The organism is Microbacterium sp. FG3 (assembly GCF_057809335.1).
The window spans coordinates 37,320-61,204 of sequence record NZ_JBMDJT010000001.1 but is presented as its reverse complement, the minus strand read 5'-3'; the positions used below and the strand labels follow the sequence as shown (position 1 = coordinate 61,204).

At 71.9% G+C, this 23,885-nt stretch carries 14 protein-coding genes; 11 read left to right on the top strand and 3 right to left on the bottom strand.

Annotated elements, in window-relative coordinates; all coding sequences use genetic code 11:
* Nucleotides 1–7: 7 nt before the first annotated feature.
* The 3 genes from ACODR5_RS00295 to ACODR5_RS00285 all read right to left on the bottom strand — a co-directional run bounded on the left by ACODR5_RS00295 (nucleotide 8) and on the right by ACODR5_RS00285 (nucleotide 2,112).
* Nucleotides 8–496: a SprT-like domain-containing protein gene (locus ACODR5_RS00295; RefSeq protein WP_460817018.1), complete on the bottom strand. Its 489-nt coding sequence runs from the start codon at nucleotides 494–496 to the stop codon at nucleotides 8–10.
* A 48-nt stretch (nucleotides 497–544) separates the two neighbouring features.
* Nucleotides 545–1,069 carry a hypothetical protein gene (locus ACODR5_RS00290; protein ID WP_449855123.1) on the bottom strand — a complete coding sequence of 175 codons (525 nt, stop codon included), beginning with the start codon at nucleotides 1,067–1,069 and terminating at the stop codon, nucleotides 545–547.
* A 182-nt stretch (nucleotides 1,070–1,251) separates the two neighbouring features.
* Nucleotides 1,252–2,112, bottom strand: a complete 861-nt coding sequence (locus ACODR5_RS00285; protein WP_449854557.1) for a spermidine synthase — start codon at nucleotides 2,110–2,112, stop codon at nucleotides 1,252–1,254.
* Nucleotides 2,113–2,284: 172 nt separating this feature from the next.
* Between ACODR5_RS00285 and ACODR5_RS00280 the strand changes: the two genes are divergently transcribed.
* From ACODR5_RS00280 to ACODR5_RS00230, 11 genes are all read left to right on the top strand, one after another.
* A complete protein-coding gene (locus ACODR5_RS00280) occupies nucleotides 2,285–3,472 on the top strand; it encodes a benzoate/H(+) symporter BenE family transporter (protein ID WP_488982372.1) in 1,188 nt (395 codons plus the stop codon).
* Between the two features lie 246 nt (nucleotides 3,473–3,718).
* Nucleotides 3,719–7,228: a DNA-directed RNA polymerase subunit beta gene (gene rpoB, locus ACODR5_RS00275; protein ID WP_449854560.1), complete on the top strand. Its 3,510-nt coding sequence runs from the start codon at nucleotides 3,719–3,721 to the stop codon at nucleotides 7,226–7,228.
* A 42-nt stretch (nucleotides 7,229–7,270) separates the two neighbouring features.
* Nucleotides 7,271–11,146 carry a DNA-directed RNA polymerase subunit beta' gene (gene rpoC / locus ACODR5_RS00270; RefSeq protein ID WP_449854561.1) on the top strand — a complete coding sequence of 1,292 codons (3,876 nt, stop codon included), beginning with the start codon at nucleotides 7,271–7,273 and terminating at the stop codon, nucleotides 11,144–11,146.
* A 166-nt stretch (nucleotides 11,147–11,312) separates the two neighbouring features.
* The gene (locus ACODR5_RS00265; RefSeq protein ID WP_449854562.1) at nucleotides 11,313–12,254 is read left to right on the top strand and encodes an ABC transporter ATP-binding protein; all 942 of its coding nucleotides are present in this window, start codon (nucleotides 11,313–11,315) and stop codon (nucleotides 12,252–12,254) included.
* Entirely contained in the window at nucleotides 12,251–13,129 is an 879-nt protein-coding gene (locus ACODR5_RS00260; RefSeq protein WP_449854563.1) for an ABC transporter permease, read from the top strand. Before ACODR5_RS00265 ends, ACODR5_RS00260 begins: the two co-directional genes overlap by 4 nt.
* Nucleotides 13,126–13,953, top strand: a complete 828-nt coding sequence (locus tag ACODR5_RS00255) for an ABC transporter permease (protein WP_449854564.1) — start codon at nucleotides 13,126–13,128, stop codon at nucleotides 13,951–13,953. The genes ACODR5_RS00260 and ACODR5_RS00255 overlap by 4 nt, the downstream gene beginning before the upstream one ends.
* A 160-nt stretch (nucleotides 13,954–14,113) precedes the next feature.
* Nucleotides 14,114–15,340 (top strand): ABC transporter, encoded by a 1,227-nt coding sequence (locus ACODR5_RS00250; protein WP_488982371.1) that lies wholly within the window; start codon nucleotides 14,114–14,116, stop codon nucleotides 15,338–15,340.
* 65 nt (nucleotides 15,341–15,405) lie between these two features.
* Nucleotides 15,406–15,885, top strand: coding sequence for a DUF6121 family protein (locus tag ACODR5_RS00245; RefSeq protein WP_488982370.1), 480 nt, complete (start codon nucleotides 15,406–15,408; stop codon nucleotides 15,883–15,885).
* A 73-nt stretch (nucleotides 15,886–15,958) separates the two neighbouring features.
* Nucleotides 15,959–16,609, top strand: a complete 651-nt coding sequence (locus tag ACODR5_RS00240) for a spermidine/putrescine ABC transporter substrate-binding protein (protein WP_488982369.1) — start codon at nucleotides 15,959–15,961, stop codon at nucleotides 16,607–16,609.
* 148 nt (nucleotides 16,610–16,757) lie between these two features.
* A complete protein-coding gene (locus ACODR5_RS00235; RefSeq protein ID WP_488982368.1) occupies nucleotides 16,758–17,873 on the top strand; it encodes a serine/threonine-protein kinase in 1,116 nt (371 codons plus the stop codon).
* 1 nt (nucleotide 17,874) lies between these two features.
* Complete coding sequence (locus tag ACODR5_RS00230) at nucleotides 17,875–23,865, top strand: Ig-like domain-containing protein (RefSeq protein ID WP_488982367.1); 5,991 nt, start codon at nucleotides 17,875–17,877, stop codon at nucleotides 23,863–23,865.
* Nucleotides 23,866–23,885 lie beyond the last annotated feature (20 nt).

The following is a 23,885-nucleotide window of genomic DNA, read 5'->3' as shown; positions in this document are numbered from 1 at the left end:
GTCGCCGTCAGCGGGGCGTGAGGGCCGCTCGACGGGCCGCGGCGGTGATCTCGCGGTGCTCCCAGCGGAACAGGTAGCGGCGGTCGAAGCGCGGCGAGCACTTCACGCACGAGGCCGGGCGCGTGGGCTTGCGGTGCCGGTACGCCGTGTGGCCGGCGGGGCACACGCCCACCCACGGCGCCAGCTCGGTCGCGGTCTCGCCGTCGTGCGTCGTGCCGCCGACGTAGCCCAGGCCCCGCGCGATCCGCTTCCACTCCCTGCCGTGCCCCGCCGCCGGACCCGCGAGCGCGTGCGCGACCTCGTGCAGCAGTGTCTGGTGGTTGGTGTCGTCGTCGTACCGCGCCGCGAGGTAGCGCGAGACGGAGATCCGCTTGCGCGCGTAGTCGCACAGGCCCGCGCGGCGCTTGGCGTTGTCGAACGCGAACGTCCACGAGGCGTCCAGATGCAGGCGGATGAGGGCATCCGCCCACACCTTCACGCGATCCAGCTCCGACACGAGATCAGCGTATGCCGGGCCGCCGACATCCGGGCGGATCGCGCCGGATCAGCTGGCGAGCGAGTGACCGCGGCGGCGCTCGGCGGCCTCGACCATCGACATGGCCACCTCGAGCTGCGTCTCGTCCGCGCCGAGATCCTGCCGCAGGAACAGCACGCGCTTGAAGTCGGAGCGCGCGCCGGCGAAGTCGCCCGCGTCGAAGCGGGTGCGGCCGCGGTGCTGCAGCGCGAACGCCGTGATGCCCGGCCACTCCTGGCCCTCCGCCTCCTCGGCACACGTCGACAGTTCGAACTCGGCGGCGGCGTGCGCGCCGCGCTCGGTCAGCACGGAGGCGTGCAGGATGCGCGCCCGCAGCAGGTCCTTGCGCGTTCCGGCCATGCGGGCCACCCGCACCGACTGCTCGGACAGGTCGAGCGACTCGTCCAGCTCGCCCAGCACCTTGAGCAGCCACACGCGTTCGAGCAGCGCGGGCAGGCTGCGCTGGTGCCCGATCTCGCGCAGCCGCTCGCGGCACGCCGCGATGTCGACGATCTCGCGCAGGGTCTCGGGGTCGTATCCCTGGATGTAGCTCAACGCCTCGCTCCCTTCGCGCGCTTCGGTCATCCCAGTGTGCGGGAGCAGATCCGGCGCCGTGGCAGGGCACGCGGCATGCCGCGAATCCGGAAGCACTCCCGTCGCCGAACCCGCGCCCGATCCGCGTGCCCGCGCCGGATCGGGCGCGGGCTCGGCGAACGAGGGCGGGTTCGGCGAAATCGTCAGCGGTCGAAGAGGGACCAGGACGGGCGGGGGGAGTCCGTCGCGTCGCCGTCGACGGCCGGGCGCGCGTCGGCGATGAAGCGGTCCAGCTCCTCGCCGTGGGCGACCTTCGCGGGGTGGGGGCCGGCGGCCATCAGGCGCGGCAGCCACTCCACCGGCAGCGGGCGCGCGGAGGCGGCCATCACGAGGTTCCCGAACCGGCGGCCCTTGAGCACCTGCACCTCGGCGAGCACGGCGAGCTCGGGCAGCACCCGGCGGATGGTCGCCGCCTGGCGCCGCGCGAACGCGAGTCCCGCGCCGTCGGCCGCGTTCACGAGCAGCACGCCCGTCGGCGCGAGCAGCCGCGCGGCCTCGCGGTAGAACTCCACGGTCGTCAGGTGCGCCGGCGTCTGCGCGCCCGAGTACACGTCCGAGACGAGCAGATCCACCGAACCGTGCATCCCCTGCGGCAGCCGCGCCAGCCCCTCGCGCGCGTCGCCGATCCGGATGCGGATGGCCGCCCCGCGCGGCAGCGGCAGCGATTCCCGCACGAGATCCACGAGCGCCGGTTCGAGCTCGATCACCTGCTGCCGCGATCCCGGCCGCGTCGCCTCGATGTACCGCGGGATCGTCAGGCCGCCGGCGCCCAGGTGCACCGCCGTGAGCGGCCCGCCCGGAAGCAGGTCGATGACGGCGCCCATGCGCGCCACGTACTCGAAGTGCAGGTGCGTGGGATCGTCCGGATCGACGTGCGACTGCGGGGTGCCGTCCACGTCGACCTCGTAGCCCGCCGCGTACTCGCTCGGCAGGATCCGCGCGATGCGCCCGTCCGACAGCCGCGCCGTCGGCACCTCCCGATCCGTCCCTCGCTGTCGTCCCACGGCTCGAGCGTACGTCGCCCAGGCTCGTTCGATCCGCGGCCCCGGTTCGAGCGGGGATCCCGGATCGAGAGGACGGACCGGGACGGTTTCGTCCTCGGGAGCGGGGATCTCCTCGGGAACGGGCGCCCGGGCGCGACATCTGCCCGCAACGAGCCGCCCCTAGCCTGATCCCGTGGAACGACCCGACGGCACCCCGACCCCGCCGCGCCCCGCGGACCGGGGGCGGATCGCGCTCGCCGGCGTCACGACGGCGCTCGTGGGCTTCGCCAGCTCGTCGGCCGTCGTGCTCGCGGGGCTGCAGGCCGCCGGGGCGACGCCGGCGCAGGCCGCGTCCGGCCTCGTGGTGCTGTGCCTCACGCAGGCGCTCGGGATGCTGTGGCTCGCGCAGCGCACGCGCCTGCCCGTGGTGCTGGCGTGGTCCACGCCCGGCGCCGCGCTGCTGGCCTCCGGCACCGCCCCGGAGGGCGGGTGGCCCGCGGCGGTGGGCGCCTTCGCGCTCGCCGGCGCGCTCATCGTGCTCACGGGGCTGTGGCCGGGGCTCGCGCGCGCCGTCGCGGCCATCCCGGCGGCCGTCGCCCAGGCGATGCTGGCGGGCGTGCTCGTCGGGCTGTGCCTGGCGCCCGTGCGGGGGCTCGCCGAGGAGCCGCTCGCGGTGCTGCCGATCGTGCTCGTCTGGCTCGTTCTCATGCGCCTCGCCCCCGGATGGGCCGCCCCCGCCGCCTTCGCCGCGGGGCTCGTCGTGCTCGGCGTGCTCGCGGCGGGCAGGGGCCTCGACGGCCCCCTCCTGCCGGTGCTCGAGCCCGTGCTGCCCGCGTTCGACGCGGCGGCGATCGTCGGCATCGCCCTGCCGCTCTACATCGTCACGATGGCCTCGCAGAATGTGCCGGGCGCGGCCGTGCTGTCGTCGTACGGATACGTCGTGCCCTGGCGCGAGTCGATGGTCGTCACGGGCGTCGGCACGATCGCCGGCGCGCCGTTCGGCGGCCACGCCATCAACCTCGCCGCCATCACGGCCGCGCTCGCGGCGTCGCCCGACGCCCACCCGGATGCGGCGCAGCGCTGGCGCGCCGTGCGCGTGTCGGCCGGCGTGTACGTCGTGCTCGCGGCGCTCGCGACGGCGCTCACGACCCTCGTCGGCGTCGCGCCCGCCGTGCTCGCGGCCGTCGCGGGGCTGGCGCTGCTGCCCACCCTGGCGTCGTCGCTCGCGGCGGCGGTGCGCGACGAAGGCGGGCGGATCCCGGCCGTCGTCACCTTCGTCGTCGCGGCCGGCGGGCTCACGGCGTGGGGGATCGGCGCCGCGTTCTGGGCGCTGCTGGCGGGGATCGCGGTGCACGTGGTGCTGCGGGCTCGCCGCGCCTGAGCCCCGTTTCGGCCCCGCGGCGCGGGCTTATACCGGGCGGAAACGGGTTGGTCAAGGATCCGGGTGGACATGGCGCGTCGCATGGGGCTATAGTTGGAAGTTGCGCTCCCTGGATTCCCCCATGCCCTCAAATGGTGGTCGGCTGGCGCCTCAAGATCCCCGCAGATGATGGCGGGTGGATCGAGGCGGAGGATCCGGGTCGCACCTCACCTGTCGACAAGGAATCTAGTAGCCCTCACCGGGCTCATGGAGGTCATCCCCTTGGCTGCTGCGCGCAAGAACGCATCCACCACCATCACCAAGAACGGACGCGTCGCAAGTCGCCTCTCGTTCGCCAAGATCAGCGACACGCTCACGGTCCCCGACCTGCTCGCGCTGCAGACCGAGTCCTTCGACTGGCTCGTCGGAAACGACGCCTGGCGCCAGCGCCTCGAAGAGGCTCGCGCCGCCGGCCGCACCGACATCGCCGAGCAGAGCGGCCTCGAGGAGATCTTCGAGGAGATCTCGCCCATCGAGGACCTCTCCGAGACGATGCAGCTGTCGTTCACGAACCCGTACCTCGAGCCCGAGAAGTACTCCATCGAGGAGTGCAAGGAGCGCGGCAAGACCTACGCGGCCCCGCTCTACGTCGAGGCCGAGTTCATGAACCACCAGACCGGTGAGATCAAGACGCAGACGGTCTTCATGGGCGACTTCCCGCTCCAGACCGACAAGGGCACGTTCATCATCAACGGCACCGAGCGCGTCGTCGTCTCGCAGCTCGTGCGCTCGCCCGGTGTCTACTTCGACAAGACGCCCGACAAGACCTCCGACAAGGAGATCGTCTCGGCGCGCGTCATCCCGAGCCGCGGCGCGTGGCTCGAGTTCGAGATCGACAAGCGCGACCAGGTCGGCGTGCGCATCGACCGCAAGCGCAAGCAGTCGGTCACCGTCTTCCTCAAGGCCCTCGGCCTGACCACCGAGGACATCCAGCGCGAGTTCGCCGGCATCGCCTCGATCGAGGAGACCCTCGCGAAGGACACGATCCTCACGCAGGAAGAGGCGCTGCGCGACATCTACCGCAAGCTGCGCCCGGGCGAGCAGGTGGCCGCCGAGGCCGCGCGCTCGCTGCTCGACAACTTCTACTTCAACGCCAAGCGCTACGACCTGGCCAAGGTGGGTCGCTACAAGATCAACCAGAAGCTGGGCCTCGACCTGCCGCTGAGCGAGTCGGTGCTCACCGTCGACGACATCGTCGCGACGATCAAGTACCTCGTCCGCCTGCACCGCGGCGACGAGACCTTCGAGGGCATCCGCCGCGGCGAGAAGGCCGAGATCCGTCTCGACGTCGACGACATCGACAACTTCGGCAACCGTCGCATCCGCGCGGTCGGCGAGCTGATCCAGAACCAGGTCCGCACCGGTCTGTCGCGCATGGAGCGCGTCGTCCGCGAGCGCATGACCACGCAGGACATCGAGGCGATCACGCCGCAGACCCTGATCAACGTGCGCCCCGTCGTCGCCGCGATCAAGGAGTTCTTCGGCACCTCGCAGCTGTCGCAGTTCCTCGACCAGAACAACCCGCTGTCGTCGATCACGCACAAGCGCACGCTGTCGGCGCTCGGCCCCGGCGGCCTGTCGCGCGAGCGCGCGGGCGTCGAGGTGCGAGACGTGCACCCCTCGCACTACGGCCGCATGTGCCCGATCGAGACGCCGGAAGGCCCGAACATCGGCCTGATCGGCCGCCTCGCGACCTTCGGCCGCATCAACTCCTTCGGCTTCATCGAGACGCCGTACCGCCGCGTCGTCGACGGCCGGGTCACCGAGCAGATCGACTACCTCACGGCGGCCGACGAGGAGAGCTTCAACATCGCGAACGCGAGCGCGGTGATCAACGCCGACGGCACGTTCGCCGAGAAGCGCGTGCTCGCCCGCCAGCGCGGCGGCGAGGTCGACCTCGTCGACGTCGAGGACATCGGCTACATCGACGTCTCGCCGCGCCAGATGGTGTCGGTCGGAACGTCGCTGATCCCGTTCCTCGAGCACGACGACGCGAACCGCGCGCTCATGGGCGCGAACATGCAGCGTCAGGCCGTGCCGCTGATCGAGTCCGAGGCGCCCGTGGTCGGCACCGGCATGGAGTCGTACGCGGCGGTCGACGCCGGCGACTCGATCATCGCCGACAAGGCCGGCGTGGTCACCGAGGTCTCGGCCGACTACATCACGGTCCAGCTCGACGAGGGCGGCACGCAGGACTACTTCCTGCGCAAGTTCGACCGCTCCAACCAGGGCAACAGCTACAACCAGCGCGTCATCGTCGCGGCGGGCGACCGGGTCGAGGTCGGCCAGGTCATCGCCGACGGCCCGTCGACCGAGAGCGGCGAGCTGGCGCTCGGCAAGAACCTGCTCGTCGGGTTCATGTCGTGGGAGGGTCACAACTTCGAGGACGCGATCATCCTCAGCCAGAACCTGGTGAAGGACGACACCCTCACCTCGATCCACATCGAGGAGTACGAGGTCGACGCCCGCGACACCAAGCTGGGCAAGGAGGAGATCACGCGTGACCTGCCCAACGTCAGCCCCGAGCTGCTGAAGGACCTGGACGAGCGCGGCATCATCCGCATCGGCGCCGAGGTCCGCCCCGGCGACATCCTCGTCGGCAAGGTCACGCCGAAGGGCGAGACCGAGCTGAGCGCCGAGGAGCGCCTGCTGCGTGCGATCTTCAACGAGAAGAGCCGCGAGGTCCGCGACACGTCGCTGAAGGTGCCCCACGGTGAGCAGGGAACCGTCATCGCGGTCAAGGAGTTCAACGCCGAGGAGGGCGACGACGAGCTCGGCTCGGGTGTCAACCGCCGCGTCGTGGTCTACATCGCCCAGAAGCGCAAGATCACAGAGGGCGACAAGCTCGCCGGCCGCCACGGCAACAAGGGCGTCATCGCGAAGATCCTCCCCGTCGAGGACATGCCCTTCCTCGCCGACGGCACGCCGCTCGACGTCATCCTCAACCCGATGGGCATCCCGGGCCGCATGAACTTCGGTCAGGTGCTCGAGACCCACCTGGGCTGGATCGCCAAGCAGGGCTGGAAGATCGAGGGCGAGCCCGAGTGGGCCATGCGCCTGCCGGAGGAGGCCCGCGAGGTCGCGCCCGGCACGAAGGTGGCGACGCCGGTGTTCGACGGCGCGACGGAGGACGAGATCGCGGGTCTGCTCGACTCGACGCTCCCCACGCGCGACGGCGACCGCCTGATCGACCGCTCGGGCAAGGCGCAGCTGTTCGACGGCCGCACGGGCGAGCCCTACCCGGCTCCGATCTCCGTCGGCTACATGTACATCCTGAAGCTGCACCACCTCGTGGACGACAAGATCCACGCGCGCTCGACGGGTCCGTACTCGATGATCACGCAGCAGCCGCTCGGTGGTAAGGCGCAGTTCGGCGGCCAGCGCTTCGGCGAGATGGAGGTGTGGGCCCTCGAGGCCTACGGTGCCGCGTACGCGCTGCAGGAGCTCCTGACCGTCAAGTCGGACGACATCCTCGGCCGCGTCAAGGTGTACGAGGCGATCGTCAAGGGCGAGAACATCCCGGAGCCCGGCATCCCCGAGTCCTTCAAGGTGCTCATGAAGGAGATGCAGTCGCTGTGCCTGAACGTCGAGGTCCTCTCGGCCGACGGCACGACGATCAACCTGCGCGACACCGACGACGAGGCCTTCCGCGCCGCCGAGGAGCTCGGCATCAACATCTCCAGCCGATTCGAGTCCGCCTCGATCGACGAGATCTGATCCAGCCAGCCGATTCAAAGATTTCCCTACAGGAGACATCAATTGCTCGACGCAACCACTTTCGATGAGCTTCGCATCGGCCTGGCCACCGCGGATGACATCCGTCGCTGGTCCTTCGGCGAGGTCAAGAAGCCCGAGACCATCAACTACCGCACCCTGAAGCCCGAGAAGGACGGTCTGTTCGGTGAGCAGATCTTCGGACCCTCGCGCGACTGGGAGTGCGCGTGCGGCAAGTACAAGCGCGTGCGCTTCAAGGGCATCGTGTGCGAGCGCTGCGGCGTGGAGGTCACCAAGAGCTCCGTCCGCCGCGAGCGCATGGGCCACATCGAGCTCGCCGCGCCCGTCACGCACATCTGGTACTTCAAGGGCGTGCCCTCGCGCCTGGGCTACCTGCTCGACATGGCGCCGAAGGACCTCGAGAAGGTCATCTACTTCGCCGCCTACATGGTGATCTCGGTCGACGAGGAGGCGCGCCACCGCGACCTCCCCACGCACGAGAACAACCTGCGCCTCGAGATCAAGAACCTCGGGGACCGTCGCGACGCGAAGATCGCCGACCGCCTGCAGAAGCTGGAGGACGAGCTCGCGGCACTGGAGGCCGAGGGCGCGAAGGCCGACCAGAAGAAGAAGCTGAAGGACGCCGCCGAGAAGGAGATGGCGACGATCCGCAAGCGCGCGGACGAGAACATCGCTCGTCTCGAGCGCGTGTGGGAGGAGTTCCGCGGTCTCGAGGTCGGGCAGCTCAAGGCGGAGGACGACGTCTTCCAGGAGCTGCAGGACCGCTTCGGCCAGTACTTCGAGGCACTCATGGGCGCCGAGTCGATCCAGCGCCGCCTGGCGGAGTTCGACCTGGCCGCCGAGGCCGAGTCGCTGCGCACGCAGATCGCCGAGGGCAAGGGCCAGCGCAAGATCCGCGCGATCAAGCGCCTCAAGGTCGTGCAGTCGTTCCTGACGACGGGCATGAGCCCGGCGTCGATGGTCCTCGACGTGGTGCCGGTGATCCCGCCGGAGCTGCGCCCGATGGTCCAGCTCGACGGCGGCCGCTTCGCGACCTCCGACCTGAACGACCTGTACCGCCGCGTCATCAACCGCAACAACCGCCTGCGTCGCCTCATCGACCTCGGTGCCCCCGAGATCATCGTGAACAACGAGAAGCGCATGCTGCAGGAGGCCGTCGACGCGCTGTTCGACAACGGCCGCCGCGGTCGTCCCGTCACGGGCACCGGCAACCGCGCCCTGAAGTCCCTGAGCGACATGCTCAAGGGCAAGCAGGGCCGGTTCCGCCAGAACCTGCTCGGCAAGCGCGTGGACTACTCGGGCCGTTCGGTCATCGTCGTCGGCCCGCAGCTCAAGCTGCACCAGTGCGGTCTGCCCAAGCAGATGGCGCTCGAGCTGTTCAAGCCGTTCGTCATCAAGCGCCTGATCGACCTCGGTCACTCGCAGAACATCAAGGCCGCCAAGCGCGCCGTGGAGCGCACGCGCCCCGAGGTGTGGGACGTGCTCGAGGAGATCATCCGCGAGCGCCCCGTGCTGCTGAACCGCGCCCCCACGCTGCACCGCCTGGGCATCCAGGCGTTCGAGCCGCAGCTCGTGGAGGGCAAGGCCATCCAGCTGCACCCGCTCGTCTGCGCGGCGTTCAACGCCGACTTCGACGGCGACCAGATGGCCGTGCACCTGCCGCTGTCGGTGGAGGCCCAGGCCGAGGCGCGCATCCTCATGCTCGCCTCGAACAACATCCTGAAGCCGTCGGACGGCCGCCCGGTCACCCTGCCCTCGCAGGACATGATCATCGGCCTGCACCACCTGACCACCCTCAAGGAGGGCGCGAAGGGCGAGGGCCGCGTGTTCGGATCGGTCGCCGAGGCGCAGCTGGCCAAGGACGAGGGCACCCTCGACCTGCAGGCCAAGGTGCGCATCCGCATCCCGGGCCTGACGTTCCTCGAGGGCCAGGCGCCCGAGGGCTACGAGACCCACGGTCTCGTGGACACCTCGCTCGGTCAGGCGATCTTCAACGACCAGCTGCCGAAGGGCTACCCCTTCGTGCGCGAGCAGGCCGACAAGGGCAAGCTCTCGCAGATCGTGAACAAGCTGGCCGAGGAGTACCCGAAGGTCGTCACGGCCGAGACGCTCGACAAGATCAAGGACGCCGGCTTCTACTGGGCCACCCGCTCGGGTGTCACGGTGGCGCTGAGCGACGTGCTCACCCCGCCGAACAAGCGCGAGATCGTCGCCAAGCACGAGAAGCTCGCCGAGAAGGTCAACGCGCAGTACGCGAAGGGCCTCATCACCGACGCCGAGCGTCGCCAGGAGCTCATCCAGGTCTGGACCGAGGCCACGGACGAGGTCCAGAAGGCCATGCGCGACAACTTCCCGGAGGACAACACCATCAACCGCATGGTGACCTCGGGCGCGCGAGGCAACTGGCTGCAGATCCGCAACATCGCGGGTATGCGCGGCCTGGTGAACAACCCGAAGGGCGAGATCATCCCGCGTCCGATCATCTCCTCGTACCGCGAGGGGCTGTCGGCGGCGGAGTACTTCACCGCCACGCACGGTGCCCGCAAGGGTCTGGCCGACACGGCCCTCCGTACGGCCGACTCGGGCTACCTCACGCGTCGTCTCGTCGACGTCTCGCAGGACGTCATCATCCGCGAGGACGACTGCGGCACCTCGAAGGGCCTCGAGTACCCGATCGCCGCGTTCGACGCGAGCGGCACGCTCGTCAAGGACGCGAACGTCGAGAACTCGGTGTTCGCCCGCACGCTCGCGACCGACGTCGTGGCCGAGGACGGCACCGTCCTGGCCGCCGCCGGCTCGGACGTGGGCGACGTGCTGATCAACCAGCTCGTCGAGGCGGGTGTCGAGTCCATCAAGGTGCGCTCGGTGCTCACCTGCGACTCGGCCGTCGGCGTCTGCGCGCAGTGCTACGGCCGCTCGCTGGCCACCGGCAAGCTCGTCGACATCGGCGAGGCCGTGGGCATCATCGCGGCCCAGTCGATCGGTGAGCCCGGCACGCAGCTGACGATGCGCACGTTCCACACCGGTGGATCGGCCTCGGCGGACGACATCACGCAGGGTCTGCCCCGCGTGCAGGAGCTGTTCGAGGCCCGCACCCCGAAGGGCGCCACGCCCATCGCGGAGGCGGACGGTCGCATCACGATCGAGGAGACCGAGAAGTCCCGCAAGGTGCTCCTCACGCCCGACAACGGCGACGAGGTCAAGGTCTACCCGGTGCTGAAGCGCGCGACGCTCCTCGTCGAGGACGGCCAGCACGTCACGGTCGGTCAGCCCCTCCAGGTCGGCACGCTCGACCCGAAGGAGATCATGCGCGTGCAGGGCGCCCGTGAGGTGCAGAAGTACCTCGTCGGCGGCGTGCAGGGTGTGTACCGCTCGCAGGGTGTGCCGATCCACGACAAGCACATCGAGGTCATCGTGCGCCAGATGCTGCGCAAGGTCACCGTCGTCGACCACGGCGAGACCGACCTGCTGCCCGGCGAGCTGGTGGACATCAAGCGCTACCAGGAGATCAACCGCGCGACCGTGGCCGAGGGCAAGCGCCCCGCGTCGGGTCGTCCGGAGCTGATGGGCATCACGAAGGCGTCGCTCGCGACGGAGTCGTGGCTGTCGGCCGCGTCGTTCCAGGAGACCACGCGCGTCCTCACCGAGGCGGCGCTCCAGGGCAAGCGCGACCCGCTCGTCGGCCTCAAGGAGAACGTGATCATCGGAAAGCTGATCCCCGCCGGCACCGGCCTTGCGAAGTACCGCAACGTCGTGGTCGAGGCGACGGACGAGGCCAAGAGCGAGCGGTACCCCAACCGCATCTTCGCCTCGGACGGCGCGTTCGCGGAGGGCGACTACGGCTTCGTCGACTTCGACGCGTTCTCGTCGGACGACTTCACCCCGGGTTCGTACAACTGACCCAGCGGTGAGGCCCTGAAAGCGGCCCCCGGCTTCGGCCGGGGGCCGCTTTCGCGTCCGCTCCCTCCGCGAACCCGCGCTCGATCCGCGAGCCCGCGCCGGATCCCGCGCGGGTTCGGCGAACGAGCGCGGGGTCGGCGGGGACACTGCCGCTACTGTGAGGCGGGTGAGTTCAGCCGTGATCGCCGCCGAGGGGCTGCGCAAGACGTACCGCGTCAAGGGGAAGCCCGACTTCGTCGCCGTGGACGGGCTGTCGTTCGAGGTCGCGCCGGGGGAGTCGTTCGGGCTGCTCGGGCCGAACGGCGCCGGCAAGTCCACCACGATGCGCATGATCGGCGCCGTCTCGTCGCGCACGGGCGGCGAGCTGTCGATCCTCGGGCTCGATCCGGATCGCCACGGCCCGGAGATCCGCTCCCGTCTGGGAGTGGTGCCGCAGCAGGACAACCTCGACGGCGAGCTCAACGCTCGCGAGAACCTCTACATCTACGGCCGCTACTTCGGCCTGCCCGGCCGCGTCTGCCGCGAGAAGGCCGACGAGCTGCTGGCGTTCGCGCAGCTCGAGGAGAAGGCGAAGTCGAAGGTCGATCAGCTCTCCGGCGGCATGAAGCGCCGGCTCACGATCGCGCGCGGCCTCATCAACGACCCGCGCATCCTGCTGCTCGACGAGCCGACCACGGGCCTCGACCCGCAGGCGCGGCACGTGCTGTGGGATCGCCTGTTCCGGCTCAAGGAGCGCGGCACCACCCTCGTGCTCACGACGCACTACATGGACGAGGCCGAGCAGCTGTGCGACCGGCTCGTCGTCGTCGACAAGGGGCGGATCATGGCCGAGGGCACGCCCGCCTCGCTCATCCGCACGCACTCCAGCCGCGAGGTACTCGAGGTGCGCTTCGGCTCCGCGCAGAACGCGGCCGCGGCGGAGCGGATCGAGGGCATCGGCGAGCGGGTGGAGGTGCTGCCCGACCGCGTGCTCGTCTACGCCGCCGACGGCGAGGCCGCGCTCGAGCAGGTGACGGCGCGCGGACTGGAGCCGATCACGAGCCTCGTGCGCCGCTCGAGCCTGGAGGACGTCTTCCTGCGTCTCACGGGAAGGTCGCTGATCGAATGACCGCCCGGCCCGCCGCGCCCGCCGCGGCCGACATCGACGAGCTCCGCGCCGAGGCGATGGCGTGGGGCAGGGCACCGCGCACCCGCGGCACCTGGTACGTCGCCGAGCACATGATCCGCGCGATGCGCGCGTACGGCTGGACGATCCTCGTCGGATCGGTCGGCCAGCCGATCCTGTACCTGCTGGGCCTGGCCGTGGGGCTCGCGGCGCTCATCCAGGTGCCGATCGACGACGGCGGCGAGCCCGTGCCGTACCTGCTGTTCGTCGCGCCGGCGCTCCTCATGACGGCCGCGCTCAACGTGGCGGCCGAGGAGTTCACCTACCCCGTGCTGGCGGGCTTCAAGTGGCGCCGGTTCTTCTACGGCTTCAGCGCGGCGCCCCTGTCGCCGCGGCAGATCGCGAACGGCGTCATCGTGGCGGCCGTCGCGCGCATGGCCGTGACGGTGGCGTTCTACCTGCTCTTCGTGCTCGTCTTCTTCGCGTGGCTGCACCCCGATGCCACGCGCATGGCGACGGCATGGCTGATGGCGCCGATCGGCGTGCTCGCCGGGCTCGCGTACGGCGGCCCGATGCTCGCCTTCGCCGCTTCGCTCGAGGACGACCGCGGGCAGCTGCAGCTCGTGCAGCGCTTCGTCTTCATGCCGATGTTCCTCTTCTCCGGCACGTTCTATCCGCTCGCGACGCTGCCGGTGTGGCTGCAGTGGATCGGCTGGATCTCGCCGCTGTGGCACGCGTCGGAGCTGGGGCGGGTCGTGGCGTACGGCAAGCCGATGGACGCGGCGGGCGTCGCGCTGCACGCGGGCTTCCTCGTGCTGCTCGCCGGGCTCGGCGCCGCGCTGGCGTGGCGCATGTTCCGTCGGAGGCTCGCCTCGTGAGCGCGGCGGTGCAGACCGAGGAGCGCCGGCGCACCGGCGGCGGCGTGCGGGCGCTGTGGGCGGGCAACCCGCTCGCGGTCGTGCAGCGCGGCCTCATCGCGGCCCGCTCGTCGAGCTGGGCGATCGTGCTGTCGGGCTTCTTCGAGCCCGTGTTCTACCTCGCGTCGATGGGGATCGGGCTGGGCGCGCTGATCGGCGACGTGCAGACCTCGCAGGGCGGCGAGGTGCCGTACGCGGCGTTCATCGCGCCCGCGCTGCTGACCGTGTCGGCGATGAACGGCGCGATCTACGACTCCACGTGGAACGTCTTCTTCAAGCTCAACTACGGCCGCCTCTACGAGGGCATGCTCGCGACCTCGCTCGGCCCGCTCGACGTGGCGCTCGGCGAGATCCTGTACGCGCTGCTGCGCGGCCTGCTCTACGCCACCGGCTTCATGGTGATCATGCAGCTGCTCGGGCTCAACCTGGCCCCCACCGCGATCCTGGCCCTGCCCGCCGTGCTGCTCGTGGCCTTCGGCTTCGCGAGCCTCGGCATGGCGATCACGAGCTACATGAAGACGTTCCAGCACATGGACTGGATCAACTTCGTGCTGCTGCCGATGTTCCTCTTCAGCGCCACCCTGTACCCGATCGACATCTACCCCGAGGCGATCCAGGGCATCATCATGGCCTTCCCCCTGTGGCACGGCGTCGAGCTGGTGCGCGGGCTCACGACGGGCATGCTGAGCGCGGGCATGCTGTGGCACGTCGCGTACTACCTCGTGATGATCGCGGTCGGGCTCGTGTTCACGACCCGGCGGCTGCGGAGCCTGTTCCTCGACTGATCCGCTGCCCGACGGAGTCGCTGCCCGATGAGCTGTTCGCCGACGAAGGCGGCGACACGCCCGGGCCGTGCGCCGGCGACGGCGAGGCTCCCCGGCGGCGCGGATGTGCCGCGGTACGCTCGCGCGGAGGGGATCCGCCCCGCCGTGAGGAGTGCAACGGATGAGTGACGCCCAGGGGAAGAACGACCCGGCCACCGGCGAGCCCATCGAGGAGCGCGCCGCCGAGGCCCCCGCCGAGACCCAGGCCCCGGAGACCAGGGCCGCCGAGGCGCCCGTCGCGGAGGCGCCGGTGGACGAGCGCCCCTCCGCCCTCGCCGATGCGATCGGCGAGGACCCCGACGTGACGGGCGAGGGCGCGCGGCCCGCGGCCGCCGAGCAGGCGGAGCCCGCCGCGTCGCAGGCCGAGCCCGTCGCCGAGCAGGGGCCGGCGGCCGAGGCGCCCTCGGAGCCGGTCGCCGAGGCGCCCACGCGCTCCGCGCGCCGTTTCGCCGGCGAGCCGGACGCGCCGTCCGACCCCGTCGAGCCCGCGCCCGCGCGTGCCGGTGCCGCCGAGCCGGCCGCGGCCGAGCCGACCGACGCCGAGCCGGCCGCGCGGCCCGCTCCCGACTACGCCGCCCTCGCCGCCGAGCTCGACGCACTCGACGCGCGTCACGGCACCGAGGGCGCCGAGCCGACGCCGCGTCGCGAGGCCGGCACCGCGTCGTCGGGCAGCCCGTGGTTCGAGCGGGCCGACGAGACGCAGACGTTCCGGGCCACCGAGCCCGAGGGCGCGCCGGCGGTCACCGCGAGCGAGCCCGCCGCCGAGACGGTCGCCGCGCCCGCGCCGCAGCCCGTGTTCGTCGAGGCCCCCGAGCCGCCGACCAAGCGCGGCAACCGCGGCGCCGCCGGGCTGATCGGACTGCTGGCGGCGGTCGTGTTCGCCGTCCTCTACTTCGCGGCCGTGGCCGGCTACACGGCCCTCACCGACGGCTTCGCCTCGATGGACGAGCTGTCGACGTTCGCGCTCGAGACCGTCGCGTCGGTGACGTTCTGGATCCCGGTGGTCGCGTTCTTCCTGGGCTTCTGGCTGCTCGGGGCGATCGTCAACCGCGCCCGCTGGGGCGCGTGGGTGCTGCTCGGGTTCTTCGTCGCCGTCCTCACCTACGCGGCGCAGGTGTTCGCGCCCGTGATCGCGGGGCCGTTCTGGATGATCACGCCGAGCGAGGCGGCCGACGTGGTGCAGGAGGGCGTGCTCGCGCCGCTGGCGATCGCGGCGTTCGTGATCGCGCGCGAGGTGACGATCTGGTTCGGTGCGTGGGCGGCCAGGCGCGGGGCCAAGATGAACCGGCTCAACGCCGAGGCGCAGGAGGAGTACGAGCGGACGCTCGAGGCCGGCCCGTCCGCCTGACCTCCGCTCGCCGCCTCTCCGCCCCGTCCCAGGAAACCTCCCGGGGCGGGGCGGAGACTTGTGACATGGCGGACGCGCGGAGCGGGGGCGGAGCGGGCCCGCTGCTGCTCGCTCTCGCCGCGGTCTCGTACGGCGCGCTCGTGATCTGCGCGACGGGCTTCGCGGCGCTGCTCACCGACACCGACGTCCTTCCCGTGCCCGGTCTCGGCCCGGTGCCCGGCGTGCTCGCCGTGCTCGTCTCGGTGCTCGCGTTCGCGGGCACGCTGTGGCCGGTCGTGCGGCTGGAGCGCCCCGCCTTCACGGGCGTGGTGCCCGTGGCGCTCGCGGCGGCGCTGTCGCACCTGGTGGCGCTGTGGCTGCTCGCGCTCGCGTTCGGCGCGGGCGCCGCGGCGGCGACCGCCGCGGTGGGCGGCGCCGTGACGGGCTGGACCTCGGTCACGTTCCTGCTCGCCGCGGCCGTGGCCGCGTGGGGAGCGATCGCGGTCCGCCGCACCGAGGCGCGCCCGCCGCGCTGGCCGTGGGAGCGCGAGCCCGACGACGAGTAGCGCGGCCGGGGCGCGCGGGCGATCGAGGCGGCGGAATCTCGGGGAATCGCGGGATCGCGCCTACTCTGGGACCGTGGAGCGTTCGCTCGAGACCCAGGTGAGCCAGGCGGTCGACGCCTGGCTGCGGTGGCTGCCGCGCTGGCAGCCGGCGACGCACCGCGGCAGGGTCGCCCCGTGCCGCCGCTGCCTGGGGTCGCCCGTGCTGTCGGCGGCGGGCCTCGGATCGGACGTGCCGCACGGCGTGCAGCACGGGCTGTCGACGCGCATCAAGACAATCGTCGACCGGGCCGTGGCCGAGTACACGTCGCGCAACCTGCCCCGGCTGCAGACCGAGCTCGACCAGCAGGCCGCCCGCAACCGCGCGCGCAGCTACCGCCCCGCCGAGGGCCTCGAGCCCGAGTTCGAGGGGCTCCCGCTCGATCCGGATCCCGTTCCCGGCGCGCCGTTCCTCTTCACGATCGAGGGGCTCGCGAACGAGGCCGAGCAGGAGGTGCCGAGCCTGCCCCCGCTCAGCGAGGAGGCCAAGGCCGCGCTCCGGCAGGAGGTCGGACTCGCCGACGAGTACGCCAACCTCGTGGGGCGCGAGGTGTGCGGGCTGCTGCTGCAGCACCGGCTGCGCATCCAGGCCGGCGTGGCGGAGTTCGTCGAGCCGCAGATCGAGGCGATGCTCGCGGACCTCACGAAGTCGCTCGACGCCCCGCTGGACCCCCGCGATTTCGCCTGAGCGAGCGAAGCGAGCCGCCCCGGGAACGCGGGGAGACCAGGGGATCGGCGGTGGCGGGGACACGCCCGGCGCGTTGCTACGATGGTCGAGCGCTGCCCGCCCTGCTCGGCGGGTCGCGGATCACGCACGCCGCCACGGGGGAGGACGATTGGCTGAGCGTCTGCCGGCCCAGCCGCCCGTGCTGCCGGGCCTGAACTACGTGCGCCCGCTCGGGTCCGGTGGCTTCGCCGACGTCTACCTCTACGGCCAGGACATGCCGCGCCGCGAGGTCGCCGTCAAGGTGCTGCCGGATTCGCTGCACACCTCCGAGCTCGTGCGCATGTTCAACGCCGAGATCGACGTGCTCGCGCGCCTGGCCACGCACCCGTCGATCGTCACGATCTACGATGCGGGCCTCGCGCCCGACGGCCGGCCGTACATCTCCATGGAGTACTGCCCCGCCTCGTACGCCAAGCGCTACCGCCAGGAGCGGATCCCCGTGCCGGAGGTGCTCGAGGTCGCGGTGAAGACCGCCAGCGCCCTCGAGACCGCTCACCGCACGGGCGTGATCCACCGCGATATCAAGCCGAGCAACATCCTCGTCACGGCGTTCGGCTCGCCCGTGCTCGCCGATTTCGGCATCTCGGCCTCGCTCACCGCCGCGGCGCGCGAGAGCATGGCGCTGTCGGTGCCGTGGTCGGCCCCCGAGGTCGTGCTGGAGCAGAGCAACGGCACGATCGCGAGCGAGGTGTGGGGGCTCGGCGCCACGATCTACTCCCTGCTGGCCGGGCGCAGCCCGTTCGAGCACGCGGAGCGCTCCGAGAACTCGCGCGAGCAGCTCACGCGGCGCATCGCGCGGGCGAAGTACGTCCCCGTCGGCCGCGACGACCTGCCCGTCGGCCTCGAGGCCGTGCTGCAGCGCGCCATGAGCCGCGAGCCCGGCCGCCGGCAGCCGAGCGCGCTGCAGTTCGCCGAGGAGATCCGCGTGGTGCAGGCCGGGGCGCGCCTCATCCCGACACCGCTCGAGGTGCGCGTGGACGAGTACCACCCATCGGCGCCGCTGGACCTCGAGGACGACGGGGCGCGCTGGGCGCCGCGGCCGAACGTGGCCTACCCGTCCACGCGGAAGTACCAGCCGCGGGCGCCGCAGCACCGCGACGAGGACGACACGTTCACGGCGCCCTCGCGCCGTCGCCGTCGCACGTGGCCGTGGCTGCTCGTCGGCGGCGTCGCCCTCATGGCGCTGGGCGCCGCGGCCGCCGTGTGGTTCGGGACGGTGATCTGACATGCGCCGCGCGCTCTGGGGCTGGATCACCGCGGGGGTCGTCACCGCGCTGATCGTGACGCTCGCCGTCGTGTGGCCGGGGCTCGACGCCCAGCGCACGCCGAGCACCGAGCCGGGCGTGTGGGCGCTGCAGACGGGCGAGAACGTGCGCTACGCGCGCATCAACACCGAGGTCCTCGAGCTCGACACCGTGCGGACCGTCTCGAACCCGTCCGGCATCGTCCAGTCCGAGCGGGGCGCGTTCCTCTTCGCGGAGAGCGACTCGCGGCTGCTCGAGATCGACACGGCGATGCCGATCGACTACGACGACGAGGCGCAGGCGACCGCCGACCGCACCCCCGGCGGCACCGTCGCGGTGGCGACGGCCGGCGAGTACGTGGCCTACCTCACCGACACCGGCACGGTGTTCGCCGGCGTGCTCGGCGAGGCCACGCTGCTCATCGAGCCGCACCCGGCCGAGGAGGACGAGTCGGAGGAGGGATCCGACGACGAGGGCTCCACCGCGCCGTCGTGGACGGCCGACGCGATCGCGATCGACGACGCGGGCGTGCTGTACGCCTACACCGCCGACGACTCGATCGTGACGCGCTACGACGTCGCGCAGCGGCGGCTCGTCGGCGAGGACGCCGCGCCGAGCGGGCTGACGAGCGAGGGACTCGAGCTGACCGCGGTCGACGGCACGTGGTTCCTCGTGGACGCGACGAGCGGTGAGATCTGGCGGCGCGGCCAGGCCGACGCCTTCCAGCCGGGCCTGGGCGGCGTCGTGGTGGCGGGCACGGCCACGGCGCGCGGTGAGTCGGCGTACCTCGCCGACGACCTCGGCCTCGTCGAGCTCCCCAAGGGCGGCGAACCCCGCCGCGTGTTCGACGCCCCGGGCGGCGCACCGGCCGCGCCGCGGGTGTTCAACGGCGACGTGTACGCTGCCTGGCTCGACATCGCGGGCGGCACGATGTGGCGCATGCCCGTGTCGGGCGGGTCGGACGGCACGCAGATCTCGCTGGACTACGGGGGCCTCGAGCTGCCGGAGGAGCGCGAGCCCGTCTTCACGTCGTCGGGGTCGCGCATGATCCTGAACGAGACGCGATCCGGCTGGGTGTGGACGATGCCGGACGGCACGCTCGTGCCCTCCAGCCAGGAGTGGGAGCCGGAGGACGATCTCGAGGAGGAGACCGTCGAGACGCAGGAGCAGGCCGAGGTCGTGACCGACCCGCGGCCGCCTGTGGCGGAGGACGACGCCTTCGGCGTGCGCCCTGGCACGCTCGTGAGCCTGCCGGTGATGCTGAACGACCACGATCCCAACCAGGACGTGCTCACGATCATGGAGGGCTCCGTCTCGGGACTGCCCGAGGATTTCGGGCGGCTCGCGATCACCGACGACGGCGGGCGGATCACCGTGGACGTCGCACCGGATGCGACCGGATCGGCGACCTTCCAGTACCAGGTGATCGACGGCACGCAGGAGGGCGGCAGGGCGTCGGAGCCCGCCACCGTCACCCTCACCATGAGCGAGGGCAACCGCGCACCCGTCTGGTGCGGCGTGGAGGGGTGCCTGGCCGAGTGGCCGAGCCCCGAGGTGGCGCCGGGCGGCACGGTCACCGTCCCCGTGCTCGACGGCTGGGTCGACCCCGACGGCGACCCGGTCGTCCTGCTCGACGTCGCGAACCCCTCGGGCGAGGGCGCGGCGTCGGTGACGCCCGACGGCGACGTCGTCTACCAGCACAGCAACTCGTCGAGCGGATCGAGCACGGTCGAGCTGCACGTCACGGTCGCGGACACGCAGGGCGCCCAGACCACGCGCTCGCTCGCCGTGAAGGTCGACCCGAACCCGCAGCTGCACGCCGAGTCGTTCGCCGTGCTCGACTCCGTCGGCACCATCGCGGTCGACGTCGAGCCGCACGTCACGGGCACCGAGGGGCGCCTCTCCGTGGAGTCGGCGCGCGTGCTCGACAACGCCGACGCGACGGCCGTGCCGTCGGCGTTCGGCATCGGGTTCGACTTCACGGCCGACGAGGAGGGCATCTATCTCGTCCGCTACACCGTGAGCGACGGCACGAGCTCGGCCGAGGCGACGGCGCGCATCACGCTGCTGCCCGAGGACGCGCCCGCGCAGCTCTCGGCAGCTCCCGTCACCGCGTTCGTGCATCAGGGCGCGGACGTCACGATCGACGTCATGCCGACGGTCACCAACCCCACGCGCCGCGTGCTCATGCTCAGCGAGCCGCAGGTGTCGCCCGCCGACGGCGCGACGCTGCAGGTCGACGTGGTCGGCCAGAGCGCGCTGCGGCTCACGGGGACCACGGCCGACGGCGAGGCGGGACTGCTCGGCACGGTGCGGTACACCGTGAGCGACGGCACGCTCGACGACGGCGCGCAGGTGGCGGGGGAGGCGAGCGTCTTCCTGCTCCCGCCGGCGTCCGATCTCTCGCCGATCGCCGTCGACGACTCGGTCGTCGTGCGCGCCGGCGCGCAGATCGACATCCCCGTGCTCGACAACGACGTGGCGCCGGCCGGTCGCTCGCTCATGCTCGACCCGTCGGCCGTGCAGTCGTCGACGGATCGCGCGCTCGCCTTCGCCGCCGGCTCCGTGATCCGCTACCTCGCGCCGAAGCAACCGGGCGACTACCGCATCGACTACTCCGTCTACGCCGCCGGCGCGCCCTCGCTCGCCGACTCCGCGGCGGTGACGGTCCGCGTCGTCGGCGAGGAGGAGAACCGGCCGCCGCAGCCGCACCGGCTCGAGGGCCGCGTGCTCGCCGGACAGAGCGTGGAGATCCCGCTGCAGCGCTTCGGCGCCGATCCGGACGGCGACACGGTGGAGCTGGATCGCATCCTCACCCAGCCCGATGTCGGCTCGGCGTCGATCTCGGCCGACGGCGAGTCGATCGTGTACCGGAGCGCGCCCGGCTCCTTCGGGCAGGTCTCGTTCACGTACCAGGTGGTCGACGGCCAGGGGCTGCCGGGGACGGGCCGCGTGCGCGTGGGCGTCATGGACGCCGAGGCCGACCCGCGACCCGTGCTGTACACCGACTACGTGCAGGTGCAGGGCGCCGAGGACGCCGAGGTGACGGTGACCCCGCTCGCGAACGACATCGACCCGCTCGGCGGCGAGCTGAGCCTCGAGAACGTCGTGCCGGACGTGCCCGCCACGCTCTCGGACGGCACGGAGAACCCGCGCCACGTCGAGCTGATGGACCGGCTGAGCGTGGAGGGCGACACCGTGCGGGTGCGGCCGGGGGCCGAGTTCGGCACGATCTCGTACCTGTACGACGTCGAGACCTCGGGCGGCAACTCCGCCCGCGGCCGGATCGTCGTGTACGTCACGCGCGAGCGCGTGCCCGACTACCCGGTCGTCAGCGACACGCGCCTCACGCTCGAGACGCGCGACCGCTTCGAGAACGGCGTCGACGTGGTCGACGGATCGGTGGCGTGGAGCGGCGGCTCGGTCGACGACCTCGAGCTGGCGCTGTGGGGCGAGCAGGAGGGCGCCGAGGTCTCGGGCAACCGCATCTCCGGCGAGCTCACGCCCGAGGCCCGAGTGATCCCCTTCCAGCTCACGGGCCAGAGCACGAGCGGCGACGACGTCGCGGGCTACGGCTTCCTGCGCGTGCCGGGCGATCGCGCCGCGCTGGCCGAGAAGGCCGACGCGCCGCCGATCGAGGTGCAGGAGGGCGAGTCGGTCGAGTTCGACATGCGCGACCGGGTCGCCACGCCGCGCGGGCGCACCCTCGAGGTCGGCAGCGAGGTGGCCACGAGCGGCGCCCGCACGGCCGCCACCTGCAGTGTGCGCGGATCGGTCATCACGTACGCCGCCGGCGACGGCGCGCCCTGGAGCGACGCCTGCGCCGTGCCGGTGCGCCTCGACGGCGACGAGGCCTGGACGGTGCTCTCGGTCGGCATCCGCGTCATCCCGAACGCCCCGCAGCCCGACCTGAAGGCCGCGGCCGTGACCGTGTCGCCGGGCGACACGGCGACGTTCGACCTGCAGCAGATGGTCACGTGGCCGGGCGGCCGCGTGGGCGACCCCGTGAGCTTCGGCTTCGAGTTCGGCGGATCCGCGCTGTCGGCGAGTGCGTCCGGCAGCATCGTGACCGTCACGGCGCACGACACCGCGCGCCCGGGCACGCAGGAGCGCGCCACCGTGACGAGCACGAGCCACGACGACGTCTCGCCCGCCTCGCTCACGTTCACGGTGGGCGACGCGCCGTCGCAGCTGCCGCGCGGCGGCACGGCCGAGCAGCTGTGCCGCACGACGCAGGGCGGGTCGTGCGACATCCAGGTGGTCGGCATCCCCGGCGAGACGAACCCGCTGCCCGGCACGCCGCTGCGCCTCGCGTCGGTGCAGGCCTCGCAGGCGTGCGCGGGCGTGTCGTTCTCGGTCGCCTCCGAGACGCACGTGCGCGCCTCGTGGGCCCCCGGCACGCCGGGTGCCACGTGCCGCGCCCGCTTCGCGGTGCAGGACGCGCAGGGTCGCGTCTCGGGCGGCGAGGCGATGGGCACGGTGCTGCTCGACCTGCACGGCCTGCCGGATGCGCCGGGCGGGGTGTCGCAGATCGGCTACGACGACGGCCAGGTCATGCTGCGCGTCGACCCGGGCCCGGCGCGCGCCGCCTACCCCGCCCTCCAGGGGTTCCGCGTGACGTGGAACGGCCGCGAGGTGGCCACGTGCGGCCCGGACGGCTCGTGCCCGGTGATCAGCGCGCCGAACGGCGAGCGCCGCGAGTATGTGGTGCGCGCGTTCAACGCCACCGGCGTCTCGGAGGACACCGCGAGCACGGTGGCGTGGGCGTACAACCCTCCGCCCCGTCCGCAGTCCGCCAGCGCGCGGCCGAGCCAGACCTGGGACGGCACGGGCGGACGCGCCGACATCACGGTGACGGGGATCGCGGCGCGCGAGACGCGGGCGCTCACCGTGTACAGCGCCGCCACCGGACAGACCGAGACCTACCCCGTGTATGGCGAACGCATGGTGATCGACGACTTCGTGGTCGGGCAGAACGCGTCGACGCAGATCCTCATCACGCCGCTCTCCAGCCACGACATCCCTCCGGGGATCGGCAACGGCAGCGAGTCGGGCGAGGTCCTCGAGATCACGGCCTACGGCGTGAGCAGTCCGAGCAAGCCGGACATCACCGTGTCGCAGACGCGCCTCGGCGGCGACCAGGTGCGTCTCGACGTCACCGCAACGGCCAGCCCTGGGGGCCCGAACACGCAGGTGGAGTACGCGTTCGGGCGCGACGAGGACTGCCGGGGCTTCTCGTCCGCGTCGACGACCTCCTTCCAGGTGACCGACGGGCAGAGCTACACGATCTTCGCGTGCGCGCGCTCCATGCACGACGGCGACGAGTACGGGACCTCGTCCGCGGACACCGAGGTGCGGGTCGTGCCCGAGATGCCCGCCCCCACGGGCGCGGAATTCAAGGTGCGCGAGTCGCCGGACGTCCAGGGCAACGTGGCGCAGTGGACCCTCCAGTGGGTCAGCCGCCCGACGAGCCGCGAGCCGAACGGCGCCGAGCTCGTCCCCGGTGAGCCGCCGCAGAGCAGCACCGTGTTCGGGCGCGACCCGGGCATCGCCTTCTGGTGGCAGCACAAGCAGTGGGATGACGTGCGCTCGCCGGAAGGGTACGCCGTACCCGCGAGCGGCTCGGCGCCCTATCAGCTCAGCGCGACGGGCAGCGTCCTCGGAGAGTGCCAGGTCGGCGCTGCGGTGCCGACGGTGACCGTCACGGCGGACAGCCTGGATCGCGCACAGCCCACGGTGACCGAGGTCGCGCCGACGTTCCAGAAGCGCGTCGGCATCTTCGGGTGGCAGACGGTCTCCTGGCAGGCGGGCGAGCCCGTCCCGCCGGGCGCCGAGCGGGTCCTCTTCACCCCGAAGGTCAGCTGGGGCGGGAAGTACGGTCTGCAAGACGCCAGGCTCGAGGTCACCGCGCCGTGCGCCCCCGCACCTGCGGACCCCGATCCGACGGATCCCGAAACCCCGCCCGGCGGATGAGAATCCACCCCGTGAGCACC